Origin of the sequence: Algoriphagus terrigena DSM 22685, from assembly GCF_000429445.1 — a bacterium.
In the GTDB taxonomy this organism is placed as follows: Bacteria; Bacteroidota; Bacteroidia; order Cytophagales; family Cyclobacteriaceae; genus Algoriphagus; species Algoriphagus terrigena.
The window spans coordinates 1-20,726 of the sequence record NZ_AUBW01000032.1; the positions used below are offsets into that span (position 1 = coordinate 1).

Annotated in this window: 18 protein-coding genes; 7 read left to right on the top strand and 11 right to left on the bottom strand. The window is 48.5% G+C overall.

The window, feature by feature from the left end; translation table 11 throughout:
* The coding region (locus G459_RS28240; RefSeq protein WP_035456667.1) for a transposase at window positions 1-297 on the top strand (297 nt) is incomplete at its 5' end.
* Here the strand turns inward: G459_RS28240 and G459_RS30660 are convergent.
* Genes G459_RS30660 through G459_RS29195 form a run of 4 tightly spaced genes read right to left on the bottom strand, consistent with a single transcriptional unit; the run spans window position 294 to window position 3,321 of the window.
* Complete coding sequence (locus tag G459_RS30660) at window positions 294-539, bottom strand: JAB domain-containing protein (RefSeq protein WP_084454632.1); 246 nt, start codon at window positions 537-539, stop codon at window positions 294-296. The genes G459_RS28240 and G459_RS30660 overlap by 4 nt on opposite strands.
* On the bottom strand, window positions 520-1,263 hold the full coding sequence (locus G459_RS0122145; protein WP_026969580.1) for an SDR family oxidoreductase: 744 nt from the start codon (window positions 1,261-1,263) through the stop codon (window positions 520-522). The genes G459_RS30660 and G459_RS0122145 overlap by 20 nt, the downstream gene beginning before the upstream one ends.
* Window positions 1,264-1,277: 14 nt before the next feature.
* Window positions 1,278-2,342, bottom strand: coding sequence for a branched-chain amino acid aminotransferase (locus G459_RS0122150; protein WP_026969581.1), 1,065 nt, complete (start codon window positions 2,340-2,342; stop codon window positions 1,278-1,280).
* On the bottom strand, window positions 2,332-3,321 hold the full coding sequence (locus G459_RS29195; RefSeq protein ID WP_051315366.1) for a GNAT family N-acetyltransferase: 990 nt from the start codon (window positions 3,319-3,321) through the stop codon (window positions 2,332-2,334). The genes G459_RS0122150 and G459_RS29195 overlap by 11 nt, the downstream gene beginning before the upstream one ends.
* Window positions 3,322-3,444: 123 nt before the next feature.
* Between G459_RS29195 and G459_RS0122165 the strand changes: the two genes are divergently transcribed.
* Window positions 3,445-4,869 (top strand): aminotransferase-like domain-containing protein, encoded by a 1,425-nt coding sequence (locus G459_RS0122165; protein WP_026969583.1) that lies wholly within the window; start codon window positions 3,445-3,447, stop codon window positions 4,867-4,869.
* 77 nt (window positions 4,870-4,946) lie between these two features.
* On the opposite strand, the gene G459_RS29535 is transcribed toward G459_RS0122165, so the two are convergent.
* The 5 genes from G459_RS29535 to G459_RS28250 form a co-directional block, all read right to left on the bottom strand.
* Window positions 4,947-5,084 carry a JAB domain-containing protein gene (locus tag G459_RS29535; RefSeq protein ID WP_084454634.1) on the bottom strand — a complete coding sequence of 46 codons (138 nt, stop codon included), beginning with the start codon at window positions 5,082-5,084 and terminating at the stop codon, window positions 4,947-4,949.
* A 19-nt stretch (window positions 5,085-5,103) separates the two neighbouring features.
* The gene (locus G459_RS0122175) at window positions 5,104-5,934 is read right to left on the bottom strand and encodes an alkaline phosphatase family protein (RefSeq protein WP_245588230.1); all 831 of its coding nucleotides are present in this window, start codon (window positions 5,932-5,934) and stop codon (window positions 5,104-5,106) included.
* 71 nt (window positions 5,935-6,005) lie between these two features.
* Complete coding sequence (locus G459_RS0122180) at window positions 6,006-8,450, bottom strand: outer membrane protein assembly factor BamB family protein (RefSeq protein WP_211234416.1); 2,445 nt, start codon at window positions 8,448-8,450, stop codon at window positions 6,006-6,008.
* 197 nt (window positions 8,451-8,647) lie between these two features.
* On the bottom strand, window positions 8,648-10,429 hold the full coding sequence (locus G459_RS0122185) for a RagB/SusD family nutrient uptake outer membrane protein (protein ID WP_026969586.1): 1,782 nt from the start codon (window positions 10,427-10,429) through the stop codon (window positions 8,648-8,650).
* 17 nt (window positions 10,430-10,446) lie between these two features.
* On the bottom strand, window positions 10,447-13,680 hold the full coding sequence (locus G459_RS28250; RefSeq protein ID WP_211234417.1) for a SusC/RagA family TonB-linked outer membrane protein: 3,234 nt from the start codon (window positions 13,678-13,680) through the stop codon (window positions 10,447-10,449).
* A gap of 255 nt (window positions 13,681-13,935) precedes the next feature.
* Here G459_RS28250 and G459_RS0122195 point away from each other — a divergent pair, with 255 nt between their 5' ends.
* A complete protein-coding gene (locus G459_RS0122195; protein WP_026969587.1) occupies window positions 13,936-14,520 on the top strand; it encodes a helix-turn-helix domain-containing protein in 585 nt (194 codons plus the stop codon).
* On the opposite strand, the gene G459_RS0122200 is transcribed toward G459_RS0122195, so the two are convergent.
* A complete protein-coding gene (locus G459_RS0122200) occupies window positions 14,517-15,806 on the bottom strand; it encodes a DUF5690 family protein (RefSeq protein ID WP_026969588.1) in 1,290 nt (429 codons plus the stop codon). The two genes, G459_RS0122195 and G459_RS0122200, sit on opposite strands and share 4 nt — an antisense overlap.
* A 324-nt stretch (window positions 15,807-16,130) precedes the next feature.
* On the opposite strand from G459_RS0122200, the gene G459_RS0122205 reads away from it, so the two are divergent.
* The 4 genes from G459_RS0122205 to G459_RS0122220 are packed head-to-tail and all read left to right on the top strand — an operon-like array spanning window position 16,131 to window position 20,099.
* Window positions 16,131-17,213: a zinc-binding dehydrogenase gene (locus G459_RS0122205; protein WP_035456671.1), complete on the top strand. Its 1,083-nt coding sequence runs from the start codon at window positions 16,131-16,133 to the stop codon at window positions 17,211-17,213.
* 31 nt (window positions 17,214-17,244) lie between these two features.
* The gene (locus G459_RS0122210) at window positions 17,245-17,955 is read left to right on the top strand and encodes a phosphonatase-like hydrolase (RefSeq protein ID WP_026969590.1); all 711 of its coding nucleotides are present in this window, start codon (window positions 17,245-17,247) and stop codon (window positions 17,953-17,955) included.
* 12 nt (window positions 17,956-17,967) lie between these two features.
* Complete coding sequence (locus tag G459_RS28255; RefSeq protein ID WP_051315367.1) at window positions 17,968-18,930, top strand: metallophosphoesterase family protein; 963 nt, start codon at window positions 17,968-17,970, stop codon at window positions 18,928-18,930.
* Window positions 18,931-18,974: 44 nt separating this feature from the next.
* Entirely contained in the window at window positions 18,975-20,099 is a 1,125-nt protein-coding gene (locus tag G459_RS0122220) for a TIGR03364 family FAD-dependent oxidoreductase (protein ID WP_026969591.1), read from the top strand.
* Window positions 20,100-20,170: 71 nt separating this feature from the next.
* On the opposite strand, the gene G459_RS30305 is transcribed toward G459_RS0122220, so the two are convergent.
* A complete protein-coding gene (locus G459_RS30305; protein WP_211234418.1) occupies window positions 20,171-20,563 on the bottom strand; it encodes a hypothetical protein in 393 nt (130 codons plus the stop codon).
* Between the last annotated feature and the right edge of the window lie 163 nt (window positions 20,564-20,726).

The following is a 20,726-nucleotide window of genomic DNA, read 5'->3' on the forward strand; positions in this document are numbered from 1 at the left end:
AACTTCAAGGAGTTGTTCAGTGTAGGAAAGCTTTTCGCCAGACTGTTGTTTAACCGATGGAGTACCGATGCGACTCAAAGAAAAATCAAAGAAATAGACAAGGTCGTAGAGATGTTTAACAGGCATGTTTCCGGAGTGGTCAATGCATTACTCACCAACCTAAACAATGCAATGGCCGAACGCCTAAACGGTAAAATACAGGAACTCAAAACAGTGGGAAAAGGCTATCGAACATTCGCCAACTTTAGAAGCGCTATTTTATTCTTCCATGGAGGCCTAAACTTATATCCTCACTAACTTAAGGGTAGAACCCCATATATCATCAGTTGATATGGTTTAATACCGGAAGATCCAAGGCCCACTCCAATCCCCACCAACCGTCTGGTCAGCCGTTTGTCGGGGTTCGAATGCGGCAGATTTCCCCACGGATGATTGTGATTGAAATCAATAGACCAAGCGTTGGCTTTCACTGTTGGGACAAAGACCACGTTTCTGCTGACCCAAAACATCATACCCCGGTTACAACCCTCCCGAAACATCGATAAAACTTCCTGTGGTAAAGGACGACTTTTCGGATAATAGCCAAAGAATGGCCTCGGCGACCTCCTCTGCCTGTCCTCCTCTTTGAAGCGGAATCTTTTCCTTCAATCTGTCTATCCTGCCTGCCTCTCCACCGGATGCATGGATATCTGTATGAATCAAACCCGGCCTTACTGCATTGACCCGGACCCCTTCTCCTGCTACTTCTTTGGCAATACCCAGCGTAAAGGTATCAATGGCACCTTTCGAGGCGGCATAGTCCACGTACTCGAAGGGGGAGCCGGTTTTGGATGCGATGGATGATACGTTGACGATCGATCCTCCCTGGCCTCCGTACTTTGTTGACATACGGAGGATCGCTTCTTTGGCACACAGCATGGTGCCTAAGACATTGGTTTGCATGATTCTGGAAAGGCGGGCACTGTCCATCGATTCAAAACGCATCTGTTTCTCCAGGATTCCCGCGTTGTTGACCAGACCGTAGATACTTCCTACTTCTCTATCTACCAAGGTGAACATCCGTTCGATTTCTTTGGGCTTGGAAATATCAGCCTGAACCACAAAGGCATTTGAGCCCAAAGCTGCAACCTGATCCGCAATTGAATCGGCCTCTTTACGGCTTTTCAGGCAGTGAATCACCACTGCATATCCCGATTTGGCAGCCAGCAGAGCCGTGGCAGCGCCTATACCCCTACTCGCTCCTGTGATCAATACAGTTTTCATCTCACCAAGTTAAGTTATACCAAGGTATTCCATCCATGCCTATCCCGGACCTTTCCCGTTCTGATATCCTGCAGTTCATTTTTCAGGCTGTAAAAGAGGCAGTCATCCTGGACGGATGGGAAATAATCCTTTCCATTGATCCCTATCCGGTCTATGGGTGAGATCACGGCTGCTGTCCCTACCCCAAATGCCTCTATCTCTTTCCCCGCTTCAAAAGCAGCAATCAACTCCCGGTAGCTGATCTTCCGCTCTTCTACAGGAATGCCCAGGTCCTGAGCGAGGGTCAGGATCGAATCCCGCGTCACCCCATCCAAGATGTTGCCTGACAAGGCCGGTGTGATGAGTTTCCCATCAATTACAAACATCAGGTTCATGGTACCGGACTCTTCCATGTATTCGTGATGGATGGCATCGGTCCAGATCAACTGGTCATACCCCTCCCGGTTGGCAAGCTGAGTCGGCAGGATTGCAGCTGCGTAGTTGCCTCCGCACTTGGCCGCTCCCGTGCCGCCGTCCACTGCACGAACGAATCCGGTTTCGACCTTCACGCTGACATTTTGATCATAGTATTTGCCCATCGGCATGCAGACAACCATAAAACGGTATTCACTGGCTCCTTTCACCCCCAGCCTTGGTTCGGAGGCAAACACAAAGGGACGGATGTACAGGGAAGCATCCGGGTCCGATGGCACCCAGTCTTTCTCCAGTGCTACGAGTTGTCTGATTCCCTTCAAAAACAACTCCTCAGACAGCTCGGGCATTGCCATCCGGTAAAGGGATTGATTGATGCGCTGAAAATGTCTTTCCATCCGGAAGATACTGATCCCGCCAGCGGCGTGCCGGTAAGCCTTGAAGCCTTCAAACACTGTCTGGCCATAGTGCAGGCAAAGCGCCAAAGGACTGAGCGTAATGTCCCCGAAGGGAACAATCGCTGCGGAATTCCACGAGCCGTCCGAAAAAACAGCTTGCAACATGTGGGAGGTAGGATTTTTACCAAAAACAATCGGGTCATGAATTCCCGGTTTTAATGCCGAAACGTCCGCTTGGGTTACGGGGATAGGGTTTAAGTCAATCATCATTCAATAGGTTATGTATAGGATTTAAATGGTGTAAATCATGCTCGGCTACAAACAGCATCAGATCACAGCAGTTCATCCGTTGCTGTAAACGCGGATGCCTGCTGGTCTTCTGTAAATCCTCCTTCGGGAAACCGGAAAGTAAATACAGGGTCCTGTTTCTTTCCTCCTGAAACAATCCGCAAAGTATTTCCAGACTTTGCTTGTTAAAATCGCCCTCATGGGTGGCCCTGTTGCTTAAATCGGCGGGTCCCATCACCGGCTTTTCTTCCCGGATATCCTGAAACCTCAGTCTCCATACAGGCTCCAGCACCGAGAGATGGCCCAGATGCTCCTTGACCGACCATTTGCCCTCGGGTTTGCGCTGACAGCCCTCTTCAGAGGCTCGACCTATTCTTTCCATGAAAAGACCGGGCGAACCAGCCAGCCGTTCAGCCAATGATTCAAATGCTGAAACACCAGTATTGAATTCAAACTTTCGATCAAACCAGTTAATCCGCTGTAGGTCTTTTCGAAAAGAGAACTCCATCTTGATGTTTGCGCGGGCATAGACTCCCTTTTCTACAGGCCGCTCGACGAACCCCAGCCTCCTGTACAGCGCAATAGCCTTTTCCTGTAAGGTATTGGAATAGAGCACCATTTTGTCCGCGCCCATACTCTCCGCCTTTTGCATTGCTGCAAGGCAAAGAAGCTTGCCTGCCCCCAATCCCCTGTGCTCCTCCTTTACGGCGAGCTTGATCATTTCCATCTGGCCGCTATCCCGCAGCCGCAGACCGACCGTTCCTATGATTGTCCCCCGGTAGCTCGCGAAGAGGATTGCACCACCGGTGTCGATGACCGTTTGCCGGGGATGATCCAAGAGCTCCAGATCGGCCGGTTCCAGGGTGTAGAACTTTTGGATCCACTCCCTGTTGAGTGACCCGAAATAATGGGAATGCTCCTCGGAGAATTCAGAAATCAAAATACTGTCTTCTTTCTTCATACAAATTATTTCACCGGGACAGATGTCATATAGCAAATCTGGAAAAAGACCTGAAGTGAATACAGATACAATTTTATTATTTTTGATGAGTACAGTTGGAAAAAACCAAAAAACACAACGACTATGTCCCAGGAGTTCATTTATCAGAGTATAGCCCGCAGCATTGAGCATCAGATCAAGAAGCAGGTATATAAAATCGGGGACAAACTTCCTTCGGTGCGCGAGATCTGCAGGGAAAAGGGCGTGAGTATGAATACCGCCCTGAGTGCCTACTATCATCTGGAGTCAAAGGGACTGATCGCTTCCAAGCCGCAGCGGGGTTACTTTGTGAGCTACTCCCATCAGAAATTCCCAGGATTGCCGGAAACCAGCCGTCCGGTGAGGGATGAAGATGCGGACGAAACAGAAAGTCTGATTTCCCGGGTGTTCTCGGTACTGGGCACAGACAGCCATGTTAATTTTTCTTTGGGGGTGCCGGCAATTTCCCTTTTGCCCGCCGCCAGGATAAACAAGTCCCTCACACGGGCGATGCGGGAACTGCCCGGCAACGGGATCATGTACGACAGCATTCAGGGAAACCAAAAATTGAGAAACCAGATCGCCAAAGGCAGCATAAGCTGGGACGGCAACCTTGCAGAAGACGACTTGGTGACAACTCCCGGCTGCATGGGTGCGCTGTCCTTTAGCCTGATGTCCATTACCAAAAAAGGGGACATTCTGGTCACCGAAAGCCCGGTATTCTTTGGGGTATTGCAACTGGCCAAGAGTTTGGGATTACAGGTATTGGAACTCCCGACCCACCCGGAGACAGGGATAGAGATAGAAGCGCTGAAACAGGCAATCAACCAGACCAAGGTTGCAGCCTGTCTGTTGGTCAGTAATTTCAACAACCCGACGGGAAGCTGTATGCCCGATGAGCATAAACAGGCCGTGGTGGATCTTCTGGAGCATCACCAAATACCACTGATTGAGGATGATCTTTATGGCGATGTGTATTTCGGAAACCACCGGCCCAAGTCATGCAAAAGTTTTGACCGGAGTGGAAACGTGCTGTGGTGTGGATCGGTATCCAAGACGCTGGTTCCCGGCTATCGGGTGGGCTGGATAGCGCCGGGCAGGTTTAAGGACAAGATCATCAGCACCAAATTATACCAGTCTGTTTCGTCCACGGGGATTTTACAGGAAGCCGTGGGCAATTTTCTGGAGACAGGGAGGTATGAAAACCACCTGAGAAAGCTCAGGAGCATCCTGTATTCCAATTCCATCCAATATCTAAAGGCAATCGGCAACTATTTTCCGGAGGGCACCAAGGTGAGCAGACCCACGGGAGGTTTTCTTATTTGGATTCAGCTGGATCCCAGGGTGGATACAGCCCTTCTGTTTCAAGAAGCATTGAAACACAAGATCTCCATTGCCCCGGGCCGAATGTTTACCCTTCAGAACCAATACCGGAACTGCATCCGGTTGAGCTACGGGATGCCATGGAGTGAACGCATCGCTGAATCGCTGAAGATACTGGGAGATTTGAGTAAACAGAGTATGCGTTAACGCACCACTTTTCTACCATAAAAGATTAAAAAACAGCACTTGACAACGCTGCAAATGCTATCTAAAAAAAAAGGAGCCTAAAGCTCCCCTTCATCGGTGAAGGAATAGTATCCCTCCCGGCCCACGATAATGTGGTCCAAGACCGGAAGATCCACGGCCTTTCCAACTTCCATCAACCGTCTGGTCAGTCCTTTGTTCTGGATGCCACACGACATCGTTCAAACACTCATCGGATCATTTAAAACTGTCCAGGACTGGCTTTCCTCTCCAGCTTTTTGGCATATCCAATCCCAAAATCCAGGCAATCGTAGCTCCGGTGTCGTAAGTCATGATCAGGTCTTTGACTTCGTGATTTACTTTCACTCCGGGACCGGAGATGATCCAAGGGATATAAATTTCCTCCAGAGATTTTCCTCCGTGTCCCTTCCCCACTCCCCCATGGTCGGCTGACAACATGATGATCGTGTCATCTGTCAGGCCAGCCGCTGCCACAGCATCGAGTAGCTGACCGATCTTGGCGTCAACTCTTTCCAGTTCCTGATAGTACTCGGGTGTGTCATGACCGATGTTATGCCCTACCCCATCAGGTTCGCTGAGGTGCAAAAACATAAATTTGGTTTCTTTCTCCTGAATGATTTCTATTGCCTTGGCCATACACAGCTCCTCCGTCTCGCCATGGTAAACGACATCAATTGCATCCTTCTCTACCAATGGTCCGATTCCCTCCCAGCTATAGACTACCGCTGTCTTGGCGTCTGGGTTTTGATCCCTGATTACACTGAAGATGGACGGGAATAGTCCATACTTTGTCACCTCATACGGCTGGATTTCAGGCGTCTTACTTCCCCATTCGGTAAATCCATGGGCAGTTGGCCCGGCACCCATGAGCATTGACGCCCAGTTTACCGCGCTGGAGGAGGGCAACACAGTCCTCGCCTCCAGCGAATGTGAGCCGCCCTCCATCAGTTTCTTTAGATTCGGCATATTCGCCTTTGGGATGGCATAAGCCCCCAAGCCGTCAAAGCCTATCAAGATCACATGCTTGGCCTTTTTGACTTGGGACATAACACTACTTTGAAAGGCGAAAAAAAGCAAAAGACTAACGATGAGAAGGCGTTTCATAACAAGAGGTTAGGTTATAATTGGGATTTCCTTTGGCTCCGATAATAGTAGATATTTCCGGCGAAGTCGCAGATGTAAAATCCATTGGTCGAGATAGCTGCAGATGTCATAATCGGTGCGCCTAGAGAAGTTTTCCACAGCAAGGTGCCTTCTTTGGCATCAACCGCGTAGATTTTTCCATCCATCGCTCCAAAAATCAGTTGGTCCCCCACCAGTATCGGAGTGGATTCCAGACTTTGCTGCTGGTCCGCGTAATAAGAAGGCGTGTAAAACAAAGCCGGGTCCACTTCAAATTGCCACTGCTTCTTTCCGCTTGTTCTTTCAAATGAAGCTATCCCTGGATTAGAGCCGGCCAAAATGATCCGATCATCCAATACGATTGGGGCTGAGGTCCCCGTGTTTTGCATACCTGTAGCAAAGCCAGCTATCGTCTCCCCGGTTTGTAAATCGATCTGATGGAATTGGCTTTGTTCTGCCACCCAGAGATATCCATCTTTATAGGCGAGCACCCCGTCTCTGAATCGCAATCCTTGATCCGATCTTGACCAAAGGAATTTTCCGGTAAACCTGTCAAACGCTTCCAGCGCCCCCCAGTGTCTGCCTGTGATCAGCACAGAATCCGCAATCGTCATCGTAGGTGTTGTCCCCTCACCCCCACCTCTTTTGCCCGAGGTCCAGATTACATCGCCACTGGCAGCATGGATAGCCGAAAGTGTCTCCGCAAAACCGGTATAGACGATCTCTCCATCCGTCACCAGCCCCGTGACAAAGCCGGGCATGCGTCCATATTGCAAATCCCTCTCCCACTTCAGCTCCCCCGACGCAACATCAAGCGCGTATGTAATTCCCAGCATATCTGTGGCAATGACCAAATCCTGAGCAATCACCGCTTGGTTTTTCACGCCGTTTTTGGTTCTGAACTTCCATTGCATCTCGCCGCTGAAAGCATCCCAGCAAGCAATAAAATTCTTATCCTCATTGCTGTCGTCGAAACCGGCAGCCAAAACATATCGCTCATGCAACACCGGAGAACCCATAAAAATGTTAGACCCGATATTGGCTGACCATTCCAGTTGATAGGGAGGTTTCTGATCTGAGGAAGCAATAGCATCATGGGCTGAATTCCCGGCAAGATTGAACCAGGCAAGCTTTGCATTTGCATCCGAACTATCAGCCGGAACGAGTCTAAACATGGTTTTTCTGTGGATAATTTCTCCGCTTTTGAGATAAGCATCGACCACAAAGGTCATGGTATCCGAATCTACAGGAGCTGTTTCCGCCCGCCAGTTCCAATCAGTCATCTTTTCCATTTTAGACCAGTCCCCATCCAAAGCAGTTTTCCAATTGAGCCCTTTTCTATCCAGCAACCGATACAGCACACTATCCACCTCCGAGCCACTGTCATAGACATTCACAGAGAATTGCAAAAGTCCATCACGGGACACCACCATCTTCTCTTCTTGCGGATTGACGATCTGAATATCTCGGTTCAAGTAAGTCCAAATCAGTTGACTCTCCGTATCGCCATTGGCATCAACTTGAATCTCCCGAAAACTGGAAGGAGAATGATCAATTCCGCCTTTAGCCAGCGTGGCAGTACTGTAAGTGATGACTCCGCTTTCACCGTGCGTTTTCACCATATTATTGTGCCAATGTCCGTAAACCCATGACTTGAGATTATAGTCATTGAGGTGAATTGACTTCTCCTCATTTACTTTGAAATCAAAATTCTCTCCGTTGCTCAGTAGATCGTGGTTAAAAAATATTTTGGGTATGTCTTTATCATAGGCATCGACCAGATTTTGCATCCAAGTCCCTATGTCTTCGCGGGTGAAACTCGGAGGATAATCACCGCTCATCATCGGAGTAATCACATACAAGGTGTTTCCCGCTTCCAGTGCATACCAGGCCGGCCCAAACTTTTGTTCAAAATACTGCTCGCCATATTCCCCTTTGATCAAGTCATGGTTTCCCAGATTGTAATAAATCGGAACACCAAGCTGGGTCTCGGTGAGGTGTTCACTGTGCCATTTCATCCCGGATTCATAGCAGATATCACCCGTGTGCACCACAAAATCCGGCTTGTGAACCTTGATGTATTTCTTCAGATCATCCACCCAGTCTCCATACTCATAAGTTTCTGTATCTGAGATATGCAGAAAAGTCACCTCTTCTTTTTTGGCTTTTGCCATCACTCCAAAATCATAGTTTTGTGAATTGGGAGTAATTGGAATGTATCGGGTCGGAGCATCAAAATTCGCACTGGGATAGACGGTGACGAAGCGCTGCTTTTCCCAACCCTCCAATTCGAACAATCCCTCCGAATTCGTGCGAACGACGTGAAGTCCATCAGAAACGACCGCCTCAGGAACACCTCTTTCGGAAGGGTCTTTTCGACCATTTCCATTTTCATCCCAGTAGATGGTTCCCTTGAGCTGCGCAAAGACTGACTGGCTCATACTTATCAAAAAAAGTAAGACCAAGGAAAACTTACTATTCATTTCAAATTTCATTAGCATCATTGACTTAAGACACGGATATACAAATCTTGACCGTAGGTAGAATAAGGCAAAAAACAAGCTCCATTTACCCCGGAGCTTGCTTTCCCATTAGTAAACCATTCTATCTATTTAATCAAATTCGTCAAGGCCTGGGCTTACCAGTACTTGGTTTGCTCGAGATTCGGATTCAACACCAGTTGCTGTTGGGGTATGGGCCGGTAGTAATATTTGGGCCCCTCAAACATCGGAGGATTGTTTTTGTTCTTGGTAAACCGCACAAACCCTTTGGTGCCTTCCGATAGGTAGAAGCTTTGCGGAGTTCCGTTTTCGTCCTGGAGAAAGTACTTGGAAAGTGAGCTTCTCACTGCATCCGGAAGGCCTGCCAAAACGCCCTCGTCACCCGGCTTTTGCAACAAGGCGATATCCTCTACCCCGTCTCCGGTCACGTCAAAAGCACCCAGGCTTGGGAAGTACATTCCCTCTTGGCCTGTGTTGAACTTATCACCTGCTGCCCATCGCATCATATCCGTGTATCGAAAGCCCTCGCAGGCCAGCTCCACTCTCCGCTCTCTCCGCAATTCGAGCAGGGTGCCATTTCCGGCAATGGCCGGGTATTGATTGGCTAGGTAAGGATCGGCACTTGCTCCGAGCGGAAGTGCGGGCATACCGACCCGCGCGCGGATTACATTCACGGTTCGATCCAGATCTCCCTGAGTCAAGGTTCCCAATTCAGCCTTTGCTTCGGCCAGATTGAGCAACACTTCGGAATACCTCATGACCGGAAGGTCCGTGAAGTTGAGATTCCAGCCTTTTCGCTCCGATTCATTGGGATAGAATTTCACCTGAAGATAGCCTCCGAAATTCGGGCTCGTTCTCACCGGATCGCCTGCTGCGGTGGTTTTGAATCCCGGGTGGACGATGGTTGCTGCCATCCGCGGATCCCTACCTTTGAACATCTCTACAAACGGCTTCTTGTCAAACCCTGCCTGCGAAGTAAAGGGAGTACCGTCAGCCATCAAATAAGTATCTGCCAAGTCTTTGCTGAGTGACCACTGCCAGTTGAATACCACGTGCGAGTTGTTTCCCACGCCCAATTTTTCGTCGTTGTCTGCCCACCAGATCATCTCCGGATTGCCGTTTAGATTGGCGCTTTTGAAAAGGTTGGAATAATCGGCAGCACTTCCGGTGGAATACACACTGAAAACACCGCTTTCGACAATCTGCTCTGCGGCACTGGCAGCCCGCTCCAAAAAGGCATTTTCACTGCCGCTCAGCCCCAATTCCGGGTGATATTTTCTAAAAGTCCCTTCATACAAGGCAAACCGGGACAAAAGCGCAACAGCTGCATACTTGGTAGCACGGGTCCGGTCAGTGCCGGTTTTTATATTAGCGGCAGCAAACTCCAAATCCGCCATGATGTTGTCCACGACCATTTCCCGTGGGTCTTTTTCCTTATACAGCAGCTCCTCGTCGGTGTCTCTCAAGTCCACGTCATACCAGGGCACGTCGCTGTACCGCTGCACTTTGTCGATGTAAAACCAAGCTCTGAACAGCCTTGCAATCCCCACATAGTGATTGATATCCACCTCGGAACCCTCCACATTATCCAGCCGAGCCAGCATGTAGTTGATTCTGCGAAGATTGGACCAGTCGTTCCAACCCCCGACATTTCCCGCACTGACGCCACCTACGAGCACCTGATCCACTTCGTTTGCTCCGGTATTGAGGGAGATGTTGTCCGAACCCAGGTCCTCATAGCTATACTGCATCTGTGCGTAGAATCCATTGGTATAGGTTTCCAGATCTTTCACATTTCTGAAAAACTGGTCAGAGGTGATACTGACATGCGGGTCCCGCTGAAGAAACTCGTCGTTGCAGGAAGTGGAGATTCCAAGGATGAAACTCCACGCTAGTAACTTATAAATTGATGTTTTCATATTCTTTTCAGATTAATTTAGAAAGTGAAATTCATACCCAAAGACATGGTTCTCTGGAACGGATAAGCAGTCGTATTGCTGCTGCCGCCCGAGCCGATCACTTCAGGATCCAGCTTCGCTTTCAGATTGGAGATCTCCCAGAGATTTTCGCCGGTAAAGTAGAATCTGACTTTCTGGATTCTTGATTTTTCGAGCATCTTCGGAGAAAGGCTGTATCCCAGGGTGAAGTTTTTCAGCCTGACATAGGCCGCATTCTGCAGATAGCGGGTCTGGGGAAGACCCAATTCAGATCTGTCCTCTGCGATGTAGGCTTTGACTCTCGGGAAATAGGCATTTGGATTTTCGGGAGTCCAGGAATCCAGGTTATGAACCTGTACATTGGTCCAAGGCTGGGCATACACGCCCCAGAAGTAATGGTTGCTGTTTTCGGGATACCAGTCTTTTTTGCCGACACCCTGAAAGAACACCCGGATATCGAATCCTTTCCAGGCACTGTTGAGGTCCAATCCAAACTGGTATCTCGGTGTGGTATTTCCGATCACACGGAAGTCTCCGTGGTTTTCCAAGGTCCAGTCTCCCCGATCAATCTTGCCATCATCGTTCAGGTCTTTGAACTTCAAATCTCCCACATTGAAGATGTATCCCTGGTCATCCGAGCCAACGGCACGCTGATCCAGCGTCTCCAACTCATCCTCTGACTGGAAAAACCCGTCTGTGGTCAAGCCCCAGATCTGGCCCAGCTTCATTCCATTGTAGTAGTCGTTCAGGTTTCCGGTAGGATTATCATAGGATGTGATTTCGGTCTGATAATCACTGAGGTTAAAGCCTACGCCAACCATGATCGGCGAACCGCCCAGCGAGCCATGATGATTCCAAGAGATCCGACCTTCCCAGCCTTTCGTAACCAAGTCACCCGCGTTAATCTTTGGCTCAGAGGCTCCCAATACTGCGGGAAGTGTCTTGCCTTTCACCAGCATATCCTTGGTCTTGCGGGAATAAGCATCAAAGTTGACCCCCAGCTTTCCGCCGAAAAAGGCGAGATCCGTACCGAAGTTCAAGCTTTCCACGGTTTCCCAAGTCAGTGAACCGGCCACCAGTCCCGGAGGCGATACGGTGAGCGGACGTTCTCCACCCAGTATTTGGCCGATCTGGCCAGCACCTAGTGAGGGAATGTATCCATAGTCGTCTACGGCCTGGTTACCCAGCGAGCCGTAGGACGCTCTCAGTTTGAAGAAATCAAGCTTGATACTTCTGGAAACCCCTTCCATAAAACCCTCGTCAGAAACTACCCAAGCGACTGACGCAGAAGGGAAGAAGCCGAACCGATCCTCCTTGGGGAATCGGGACGTACCGTCGTATCGGCCGTTCAGCTCCAAGATGTACTTATTGTTAAAGGTGTAATTCACGCGATAAAAAGCACCACGCACTGCCCAGTCGGTATAGCCTTCCCCTCCGTTCCAGGTCCCTGTTGCAAGAGCCACAGAAGGCAAGTTGGTCGTGATCAGTCCCGCACGGGAAACGCTGAAGGAGCCCAGCTCTCTCTCTTCCTGGTTGTACCCCACCAATGCCTGCACGAAATGTTTCCCTCCAAATTCCTTTTTGAAATCCGCATAGGCATTCAGGATCGTATGGTTTACTGATTCAGAGTAGTTTTGTGCAAAGGCGGGGTTTGTACCTGTGAACAAATCTGCCTGATCGGGCCCGTTCTTATAGGCGATGGGCACATCAAAGGAATGTGCATATTGGCCCACTCTTCGGAATGTAGCATCACCCTTGATACTGAAGACATCTTTAATTACCGTGATGTCCACATCAAATTTGGACAGCATGTCATTCCCTTCAGAAACCGACCTTCCTCCCTCCTGCAACCTGCCCAGCAGGGCCGCGCCGGCACTGGTCCAGCTGCCGTCGGGGTTTCTGGGTACATCGAGGGAATTAGTCCTGTTTGCATTATGAAAAAACAGTGAGGAATTATAGTAAGGCTGATCGTAATCGATCTTGGAGTAGGCGGTATTGTTACCGATTTTCAACCAGTCCGTGATCGTAAAATCTACTTTGGAGCGAAGATTAAGGCGCTCGTAGACATCATTGCCGTACTTGAGCATCCCGTCCTGACGGTAATATCCGGTCGAAAACAGGTAGTTGATCGTCTCATCCTTTTTTGAAATGTTGAAATTGGCTGAGTAGCTCGGGCTCGTCTGGTTGTAGACTTCATCGAGCCAATCTGTCTGCCCCACGTAGAGGTATCGCTCAGGATTATTCGGATCCACGATTACATCCGGAAGCGAAGGATTAGCAGACCGCTCTTGTGCATAGGCTCTGGCTTCCTCAGGATACAGATTGTAGAGCGGTGTGGCCGCTTCATGCTTGTACTTCATGACCTGATAAGGGTCGGTGACGATTTCGGGTATTTGCCCCAGCGTCTTCACACCATAGATGACGTTTGCATTCACCGTCATCTTCTCCGACTGAGCCACCTTGGTCGTAATCAAAACCACTCCAAAAGCCGCCCTGGCACCATAAATGGCCGAGGCCGAGGCATCTTTCAGCACGGAAACGGCGGCAATATCATTTGGATTTATTGCGCTCAATTCTGCTGAGGTGACTGGAATGTTATCCACCAAGATCAGAGGAGAGCCGCCATTGAGCGAGGTGAATCCACGAATGTTAAACGCAGGGCTGTCGCCTGCCTTGCCGCTGGCACGGGTGATATTGAGGTTGGGGATAAGGCCCTGCAGACCCTCTCCTACGGACGTTACCTGTCTGTTTTCCAGCGTCTCGCCCTCCACCATATCCACAGCTCCGCTCAAATTCACCTTCTTCATCGTGCCATACCCCACCACAACCACATCATTTAGGGTAATCGCCTGTGGACTTAAGATGATATCGACACGGCTCTGATCTCCAATCGTGTATTCCTGGGCCTCGTAGCCAACGAAGGAGAAGACCAAAACGCTTGCATCATCTGGCACTGTCAGCGAATACCCCCCATCCACGTCGGTGACTGTACCGGTCGTAGTTCCCTTCAGTACGACAGTGACTCCGGGCATCCCGCTGCCTGTTTCAGAATCCTTTACAATACCGGAAATGGTTTTGCTAACCATTCTCTGCGAAAAAGCGCTCTTATCAGTCGCATATTCGACACCCAAACCGGAGTGAGCCTTGGCACCTTGCTGCAGGCTGAATGCCAGTATGGGAATCGCCAACGCGAGGCTCCATACAGGGCTGTTTCGTGTAAACCTGTTTTTCATAAGCGTAAATAATTTGTGTTTATTGTGAATTGTTCTTCCGTTATAATTTTCCTATTAGGAAATAAATATAAAACTAGCTAGATGATTAGATTCCTCAAATCTATACATATGACTCATATTCAAGCGAAAAAGTAGTATTAATTTTTCATTAACAGAAATATATTTTCATTAAGAGAAATTTAACGCAAATTCAGGCAAAATGGAAGTATTTTCTTATTAGGAAACTTTCATTACTTTGTCATCAAATAGAAAATCATGAGCAATTCAGATTATTTGACCCTACAGATTGGCAACAAACTCAAGGCAATCCGGAAAGAAAACGGATGGAAGCTGGGGGACCTGGCAGAAAAATCAGGCATGAGCATGGCGATGATCTCCAAGATCGAAAACGGGCGGGTGATCCCGACCTTACCTTCGTTGATCCAGCTTATCCAAACCCTGAATCTGGACATCTCGGAATTTTTCAGTGACCTGAAGTCAGAAAATCACTTTAAGGGGTATATCCTTCGGAAAAAAAATGAGTACACACCGCTTCACAAGGAAGAGGAGTCGACCGGTTTTGAGTACGAGATGATCTTGAATTATCCGATAGAGAAATCCTCCATGGAGATCTCCTTGCTCACGCTGAAAAGCCAGGCTGAGAGAGCGGCTGTTTCCACGGCTGGATTTGAGTACATCTACATAGTAAAGGGAAAGATCCAGTACAAGCTTGGATCCGAGACGTTTGAACTTGAGGAAGGCGACTCACTGTTTTTTGACGGCAACATTCCCCATGTCCCAAAAAACGAATCCAATGACGACGCAATACTTTTGGTGATCTATTTTATCACCATGGCCTAGACATTTACGGCCAACTCAGGCTGCTTTTTTGACTTTGCTTCAAGCAAAAACAGCGTGATGACACATACAACAGTCATAATGACTCCGGCCAGCTGGTTTAGATCTCCCAAAAAGTTAACCCAGGTCACCTGAGTGTTGCTGAATTCTTTGAACAGCATCACTCCGACACTCCCCGTATAACCGAGCGCGTCCGCCACGTAAAACAAAAAGCCTACATTTCCGCTAAATCTCAAGAGCGCAACAAAACGCTCAAAGATCAAGCAATGGAATAGTATATAAGGCAGATAAAGCCCCACGCCGTTGATGATCATCCACCAGATCGGAGACACGGCTCCCTTCTCAAACAGCCAGGTCAGTACCACAATCCCCATGCAGCATCCGATACTCAGGTACATCCCATAAGCAAACGCTTTGCGATTATCCCGGATCAAAACCCCGAAGGCCGCAATCAGCAAAACCAGCACTGCAACGGGAATCTCTGTCAGTGTGATCAACTCGGGCTGGCCCTGCATACCGAGTTCGGCCCAGAATTCCACCATGAAATTGTCGCGGAAATCACGCACCACCGTGAGCAGGATATACACGATCACCAGACCGCCGAATACCAGGCCGTGTTTTCTCAGGAAATCCATACGTTGCGCGGCATTCATCGGAAGCCGCTCAGAGCGAAGACTCAGATCTTCTGCAGAACGCTGCTGAGAACTGCTGAGCATCTTAACGGAAATTAGAAATAGCGGAAAAAATACCAACCCTGTAAGAAATGGCATGATAAACTCGCCCACCCCAAATCCCTGCATCAGCCAGACGCCTACGGTCTTCACAAATCCGGTAGAGAAGATAAACGTCGCGCTTAAAGCCGCAGCCAGGAGCTCCGTATTTTTTCTCCCTTCCAGATAGGAAAACACCAATCCAAACACCATCCCAAGCGGCATGCCATTCAGAAATAAGGCATACGGCTTAAAACTCACCGGCAATAACGCAAAAGCCAACAGCATCAACAGACTGAATCCGACCAAGGCCACCAAGGACGTCGCCCGTTTGGTAGAGGTCATTTCGGAGACTAGCTTGATGCCTACAAATTTGGAAAGCATATATCCCAAGACCTGGCTAATCACCAAAACGGTCTTGAAATCCATCCCGTGAAAATCCAGCCCTTCGTATTGTCCGGCAAGAAATGACTTCCGAACTGCATACATCCCGGTATAGCACAGAAAAGCCCCTACCATCAAAAAAACCGTAGACTTCTCTGGAAGGTACTTTCGGGATACACCACTCATTATTTTCATATTATGAAATTTTTCAAATCATTTTCCTCTCGCCTGTACTTCGAGTTCAAATCAAATCACACCCCGCGCCCATTTTTCCCAATTGAATAAACAGCCCTACAAATCGAGTAATTAGCTTAAATACAATCATTTGATGCGTCTATCCAATTATCGATTCAAAGGTAGAGGCACAGGGTTTTAAATTTGAATCCTGCATATTAAGTGATTGTTAACTTTTCTTACAAGAAAATAATTTTCAAAATAGGAAATTTTTTGGGTTTATTTGCAGTCAATATATCTACCGATAATTGACTTGAAAAAAGTCTGAAGACAGAATTTCTGAATATGAAGAATGAAGCCTTGGCAATGGTCTTTAGTGAAGCTGAAAAGCCATTCCACCCACTGCCTGTGGATCTGCCGCTCCTGAGCTCAGGTGAAGCACTTGTAGAGATCACCTACACCACTATATGTACCAGTGACCTGCACACCTTCTATGGGAGGCGCGGTGCACCTACTCCGAGTGTGCTCGGGCATGAAGTGATCGGAAGGATTGCCAGCCTTCCCGAAAACGGAGTGGAGGATTTCTATGGAGAGCATTTAAGAATCGGTGACTTGGTGACTTGGTCGGTCTATGCCCATAACCACGCAGGAGAAATGGCCTGCAAAGGCATCCCCCAAAAATCCACACCGCTTTTCAAATACGGGCACGAGCGAATAGAGCAAAACGATGTACTCAGCGGCGGATTTGCAACACACTGCCATCTGAGAAAAGGCACGGATATCTTCAAGATTCCTGAGGGAATCACTGCGAGAGAAGCTGCTCCGCTTAACTGTACCCATGCCACCGTTGCAGGAGCGATCCGGCTGGCGGGTGACTTGTCCGGCAAAAATGTGCTGGTGATCGGAGCGGGAATGCTGGGAATCTCAGCCTGCGCCATGGCTCAATATGCCGAAGCCAAACATGTTTTTGCAATGGACCTGGATGGTAGACGCGCGGAAAACTCCAAGAGGTTTGGCGCGAATACAGCAATTGATGCCAAGCTTTCGTCCGAAGAAATCCTGCAAATCATCCAGCCACTAGGCGGCATAGATGTGGTGATAGACACCTCCGGATCGGCTGCAGCGATGGAGAAAGGTCTTGCGATCTTAAATATCGGCGGAATCTCTGTCTGGGTGGGCGCGGTGTATTCTGAGCGAAATATCTCCCTGAATGCAGAAACTGTGGTAAGGAGAATCCTGACCATCAAGGGGCTGCACAACTACATCCCGGAGGATCTTTCCTATGCGATCAAATTTCTGAAAGCGACTCACATGACTTATCCTTTTGCGAGCCTGGTTGAGACCGATCTGCCCCTGTCCAAGCTTGACGAGGCATTTAAAGTCGCCAACGAATCCGGCAATTACCGGGTGGGAATCACTCCAAACTAATCAAAACATTCATTTATACTTTCGAATAAAAATGAGCGAAAAACACTACATCCGTCTGGTTGTCTTAGACATGGCGGGCACGACCGTCAATGAAAACAATGTAGTCTATAAATCCCTCCAACAGGCGATCAACCTCCTTGGGCACGATTTTTCCCTGGACAACGTCCTGCTGAATGGAGGCGGAAAAGAAAAACTCCAGGCAGTGCGCGACATCATGAGGTCCGCTTACGCCTCCGCAGAAGACCTGGAAGCCGACGCGCAAAAAGCATTTGAGGACTTTTTGAATATCCTAAAGGAGGCCTACGCCCATCTGGAGGTATCTACCTATGCCGGTACAGAAAGTCTGTTTGGATACCTGAGGGAAAATGGGATCAAAGTCGCTTTGAATACCGGATACAACCAAAAGACGGCCCTTTCACTTCTCGAAAAGCTGGGCTGGAAAGAAGGGGAAACCTTCGACGCCTTGGTTACTGCCGACGACGTGAAGAACAGTAGACCTGCTCCGGACATGATCTATGCAGCTATGGAAAAGTGCGGCATTTCCAATGCAAAGGAAGTGGCAAAGGTAGGAGACTCCATCGTCGATATCGAAGAAGGAAAGTCCGCCGGTTGCGGATTGACACTTGGTGTGACTACCGGTGCGCAGACTGCCGACCAGCTGAATACTGCCGATCCGGACTTCATTATTGACTCCCTGGTGGAACTGAGAGAAATCATTGCATTGATGCCAGCCCGATCTTAACTCTCAAGCAGGATGGAACGCCGGATTTTTCTCAAGAATTCAGCAATGGCCAGCCTCAGTTTTGCGCTGTCCCCTGCCCTGCTGGAATTTGGTTCGTTTGCCCAAAAATTGAGCTTCGGAATCATCACCGACCTCCATCAGGACATCATGCACGACGGCCCGGAGCGCCTGGATCAGTTTTTATCACAGGTAAAAAAGAAGTCTCCCGACGCCATCATCCAGTTGGGTGATTTCGCTTATCCTTCTACTTCGAATTTGCCCCTGATTGAAGCTTTCAATACTGCACATCCAGAAAGCTACCACGTCATCGGCAACCATGACACAGACTCCGGACATACCAAAGCACAGTGTCTGGAAGTGTGGGGTATGCCCGCTCCGTACTACAGCAAAGTGGTAAAGGGAGTCAGGCTGATCGTTTTGGATGGCAATGAAAAAGGTTCTCCTACGCATCAGGGAGGCTATGCTTCTTATCTAGGGCCGGAGCAAATTGCCTGGTTGGAAAAGGAGCTTCAGAATGCCCAAGAGCCCGCTTTGATCCTCTCCCATCAACCTTTGGCAGGTGTTATTGCGGTGGACAATGCCGCGGAGATCCAGAAAATCCTGAGTAAATACGCTTCCAAAATCCTGCTTTGCGTCAATGGCCATTCCCATATTGACCAGCATTTGGTCATCGGTCAGGTGAACTATCTCCACATCAATTCTGCCTCTTACTATTGGGTAGGCGAAGATTACAAGCATCAAAGTTATGATGCCTCAGTGATTAAAGATCACCCCTATATAGAGATGACCTGCCCGTACGAAGACAGCCTGTTCGCTTTCCTGACCATTGATCCACAGGCCAAAAAAGTAACCGTCACGGGCAAAAAGAGCAAGTGGGTCGGTCAATCACCTGCAGCGCTTGGCTACAAGATCGAAGGCGATCCAAGTCTGACAAATCTGGTAGTCCCAGAAATAAAAAATCTCCGTATCGGCTGATATCAAAAAGACATCCTCTCATTTTTCTCCAAAGAAACCACTCCATGAATCAACAACATGCTATCGTAATCGGCGCAGGTATCGTAGGCTTATCGATGACCAGAGCACTTCATGCAAAAGGCTGGAAAGTCACCGTCATCGAACGGCATCCGCAAGCACAGGGTGCCTCGGTCAGGAATTTTGGAATGATCTGGCCGATCGGTCAAGAGCAGGGTCCGAGCTACAACCGGGCAATTCACTCCCGGGAGATCTGGCTTGACATGTCCCAAAAGGCAGGTTTCTGGGCTGAGAAAACGGGAGCCCTGCATCTAGCCTACACAGATCTGGAGCTTCAAGTGGTCGCGGAATATGTGGCAGCGATGAAGCATCAGAAATCTGCGCATCAGCTCACTCCTGAAGAAGTGCTACAGAAAAGTCCCGCGACTGTTCAGCAAGGCCTGAAGGGAGCACTTTGGACGGAGGAAGAGATGATCGTTGACCCACGGGAGGCAATCGCAAAAACCGGCCAGTATCTGGAGTCCCTGGATGGAGTCACTTTTGAATGGGGCAAAGCGATCTCCCGCATCGAAGGGAATACGGTTTACAGCGGGCAGAAAACCTGGTCGGCGGACAAAGTATTCGTCTGCAGCGGTGCTGATTTTGAGACGTTGTATCCTGAATTGTTTGAAGCTACGCCGATCACCAAGTGCAAGCTCCAGATGATGCGGCTGGTGCAGCAACCTCAGGATTGGCGTATCGGCCCACCCCTTTGCGCTGGACTGAGCTTTATCCATTACAAGGGATTTCATGTAGCGCCTTCTTTGCAACAACTCAAGGAAGTCTATACCGCACAACACAAAGAACTTTTGGACCTCGGCATTCACGTGATGGTTTCGCAGAATGGACTAGGCGAACTCACCATTGGGGACAGTCACGAGTATGGCTTAAACTTCACGCCATTTGACACCAAACACATCAACGACCTGATCTTAAAGGTATTGAAGACCTTTGCCCAGTTTAAAGATTGGGAAATCGGAAGCTCCTGGCATGGGATCTATCCCAAGATGACCAATGGCGCTACGGAATTTGTGCATCAAGTCGATGAAGTCGTCACCGTCGTCAATGGCATGGGAGGCGCGGGCATGACCCTTTCCTTTGGACTGGGCGAAGAGGTAGTGGCTTCAATCTAAGGGATTACTCTTCGGAAATTTGGTTTAAGTGCATCCTTATCTACACACTTTTTGGGATAGCCTCTAGAGAATTAATTCTTCTTCGATTTTTTCTTTTTTAGAGCCGATTTCTTCTTTGCCTTCTTTTCCTTCAGCTTCTTTTGGGCTTTTTCTTTTTTTGCCTTCTCCTTTTTCTTTTTTTCAGCTTTTTTCTTGGCTTTCTTCTTCTTTTCCTTTTTTCTGTCTTTTTCTTTTAGCTCTTTATTTTTGCTGTTGTCATTCAATTTCTTTGACTTCTTTTTTCCCGTTTTTTTAGTATCCTTTTCTGATTTCACCCCTACGATATCTTTGCCCGGAGTGCCGGGAATCGCACTCTTCAATTCTGAATCTGTAGGATCAACAGTCACCTTAGCGGGAGAAGTTGCGGCTTCAGTTTCTGATTTTTTTTTCTGATTATCACTGTCGATTTTATCGATTTCTTTCATTTCAAGTGCTGATTTAAATTACTTCATTGTTAAGAAAATGTTAACCAAAAGTACAAAGTCGGGCCCGGAGGCTAATATTAAGTTTTTGCATTGGCCGAAAACTTAACATTGGAAAATTGAATTCTCCAGCTTCGATTGAACGAGCCGAAAAATTTCCAAAGTC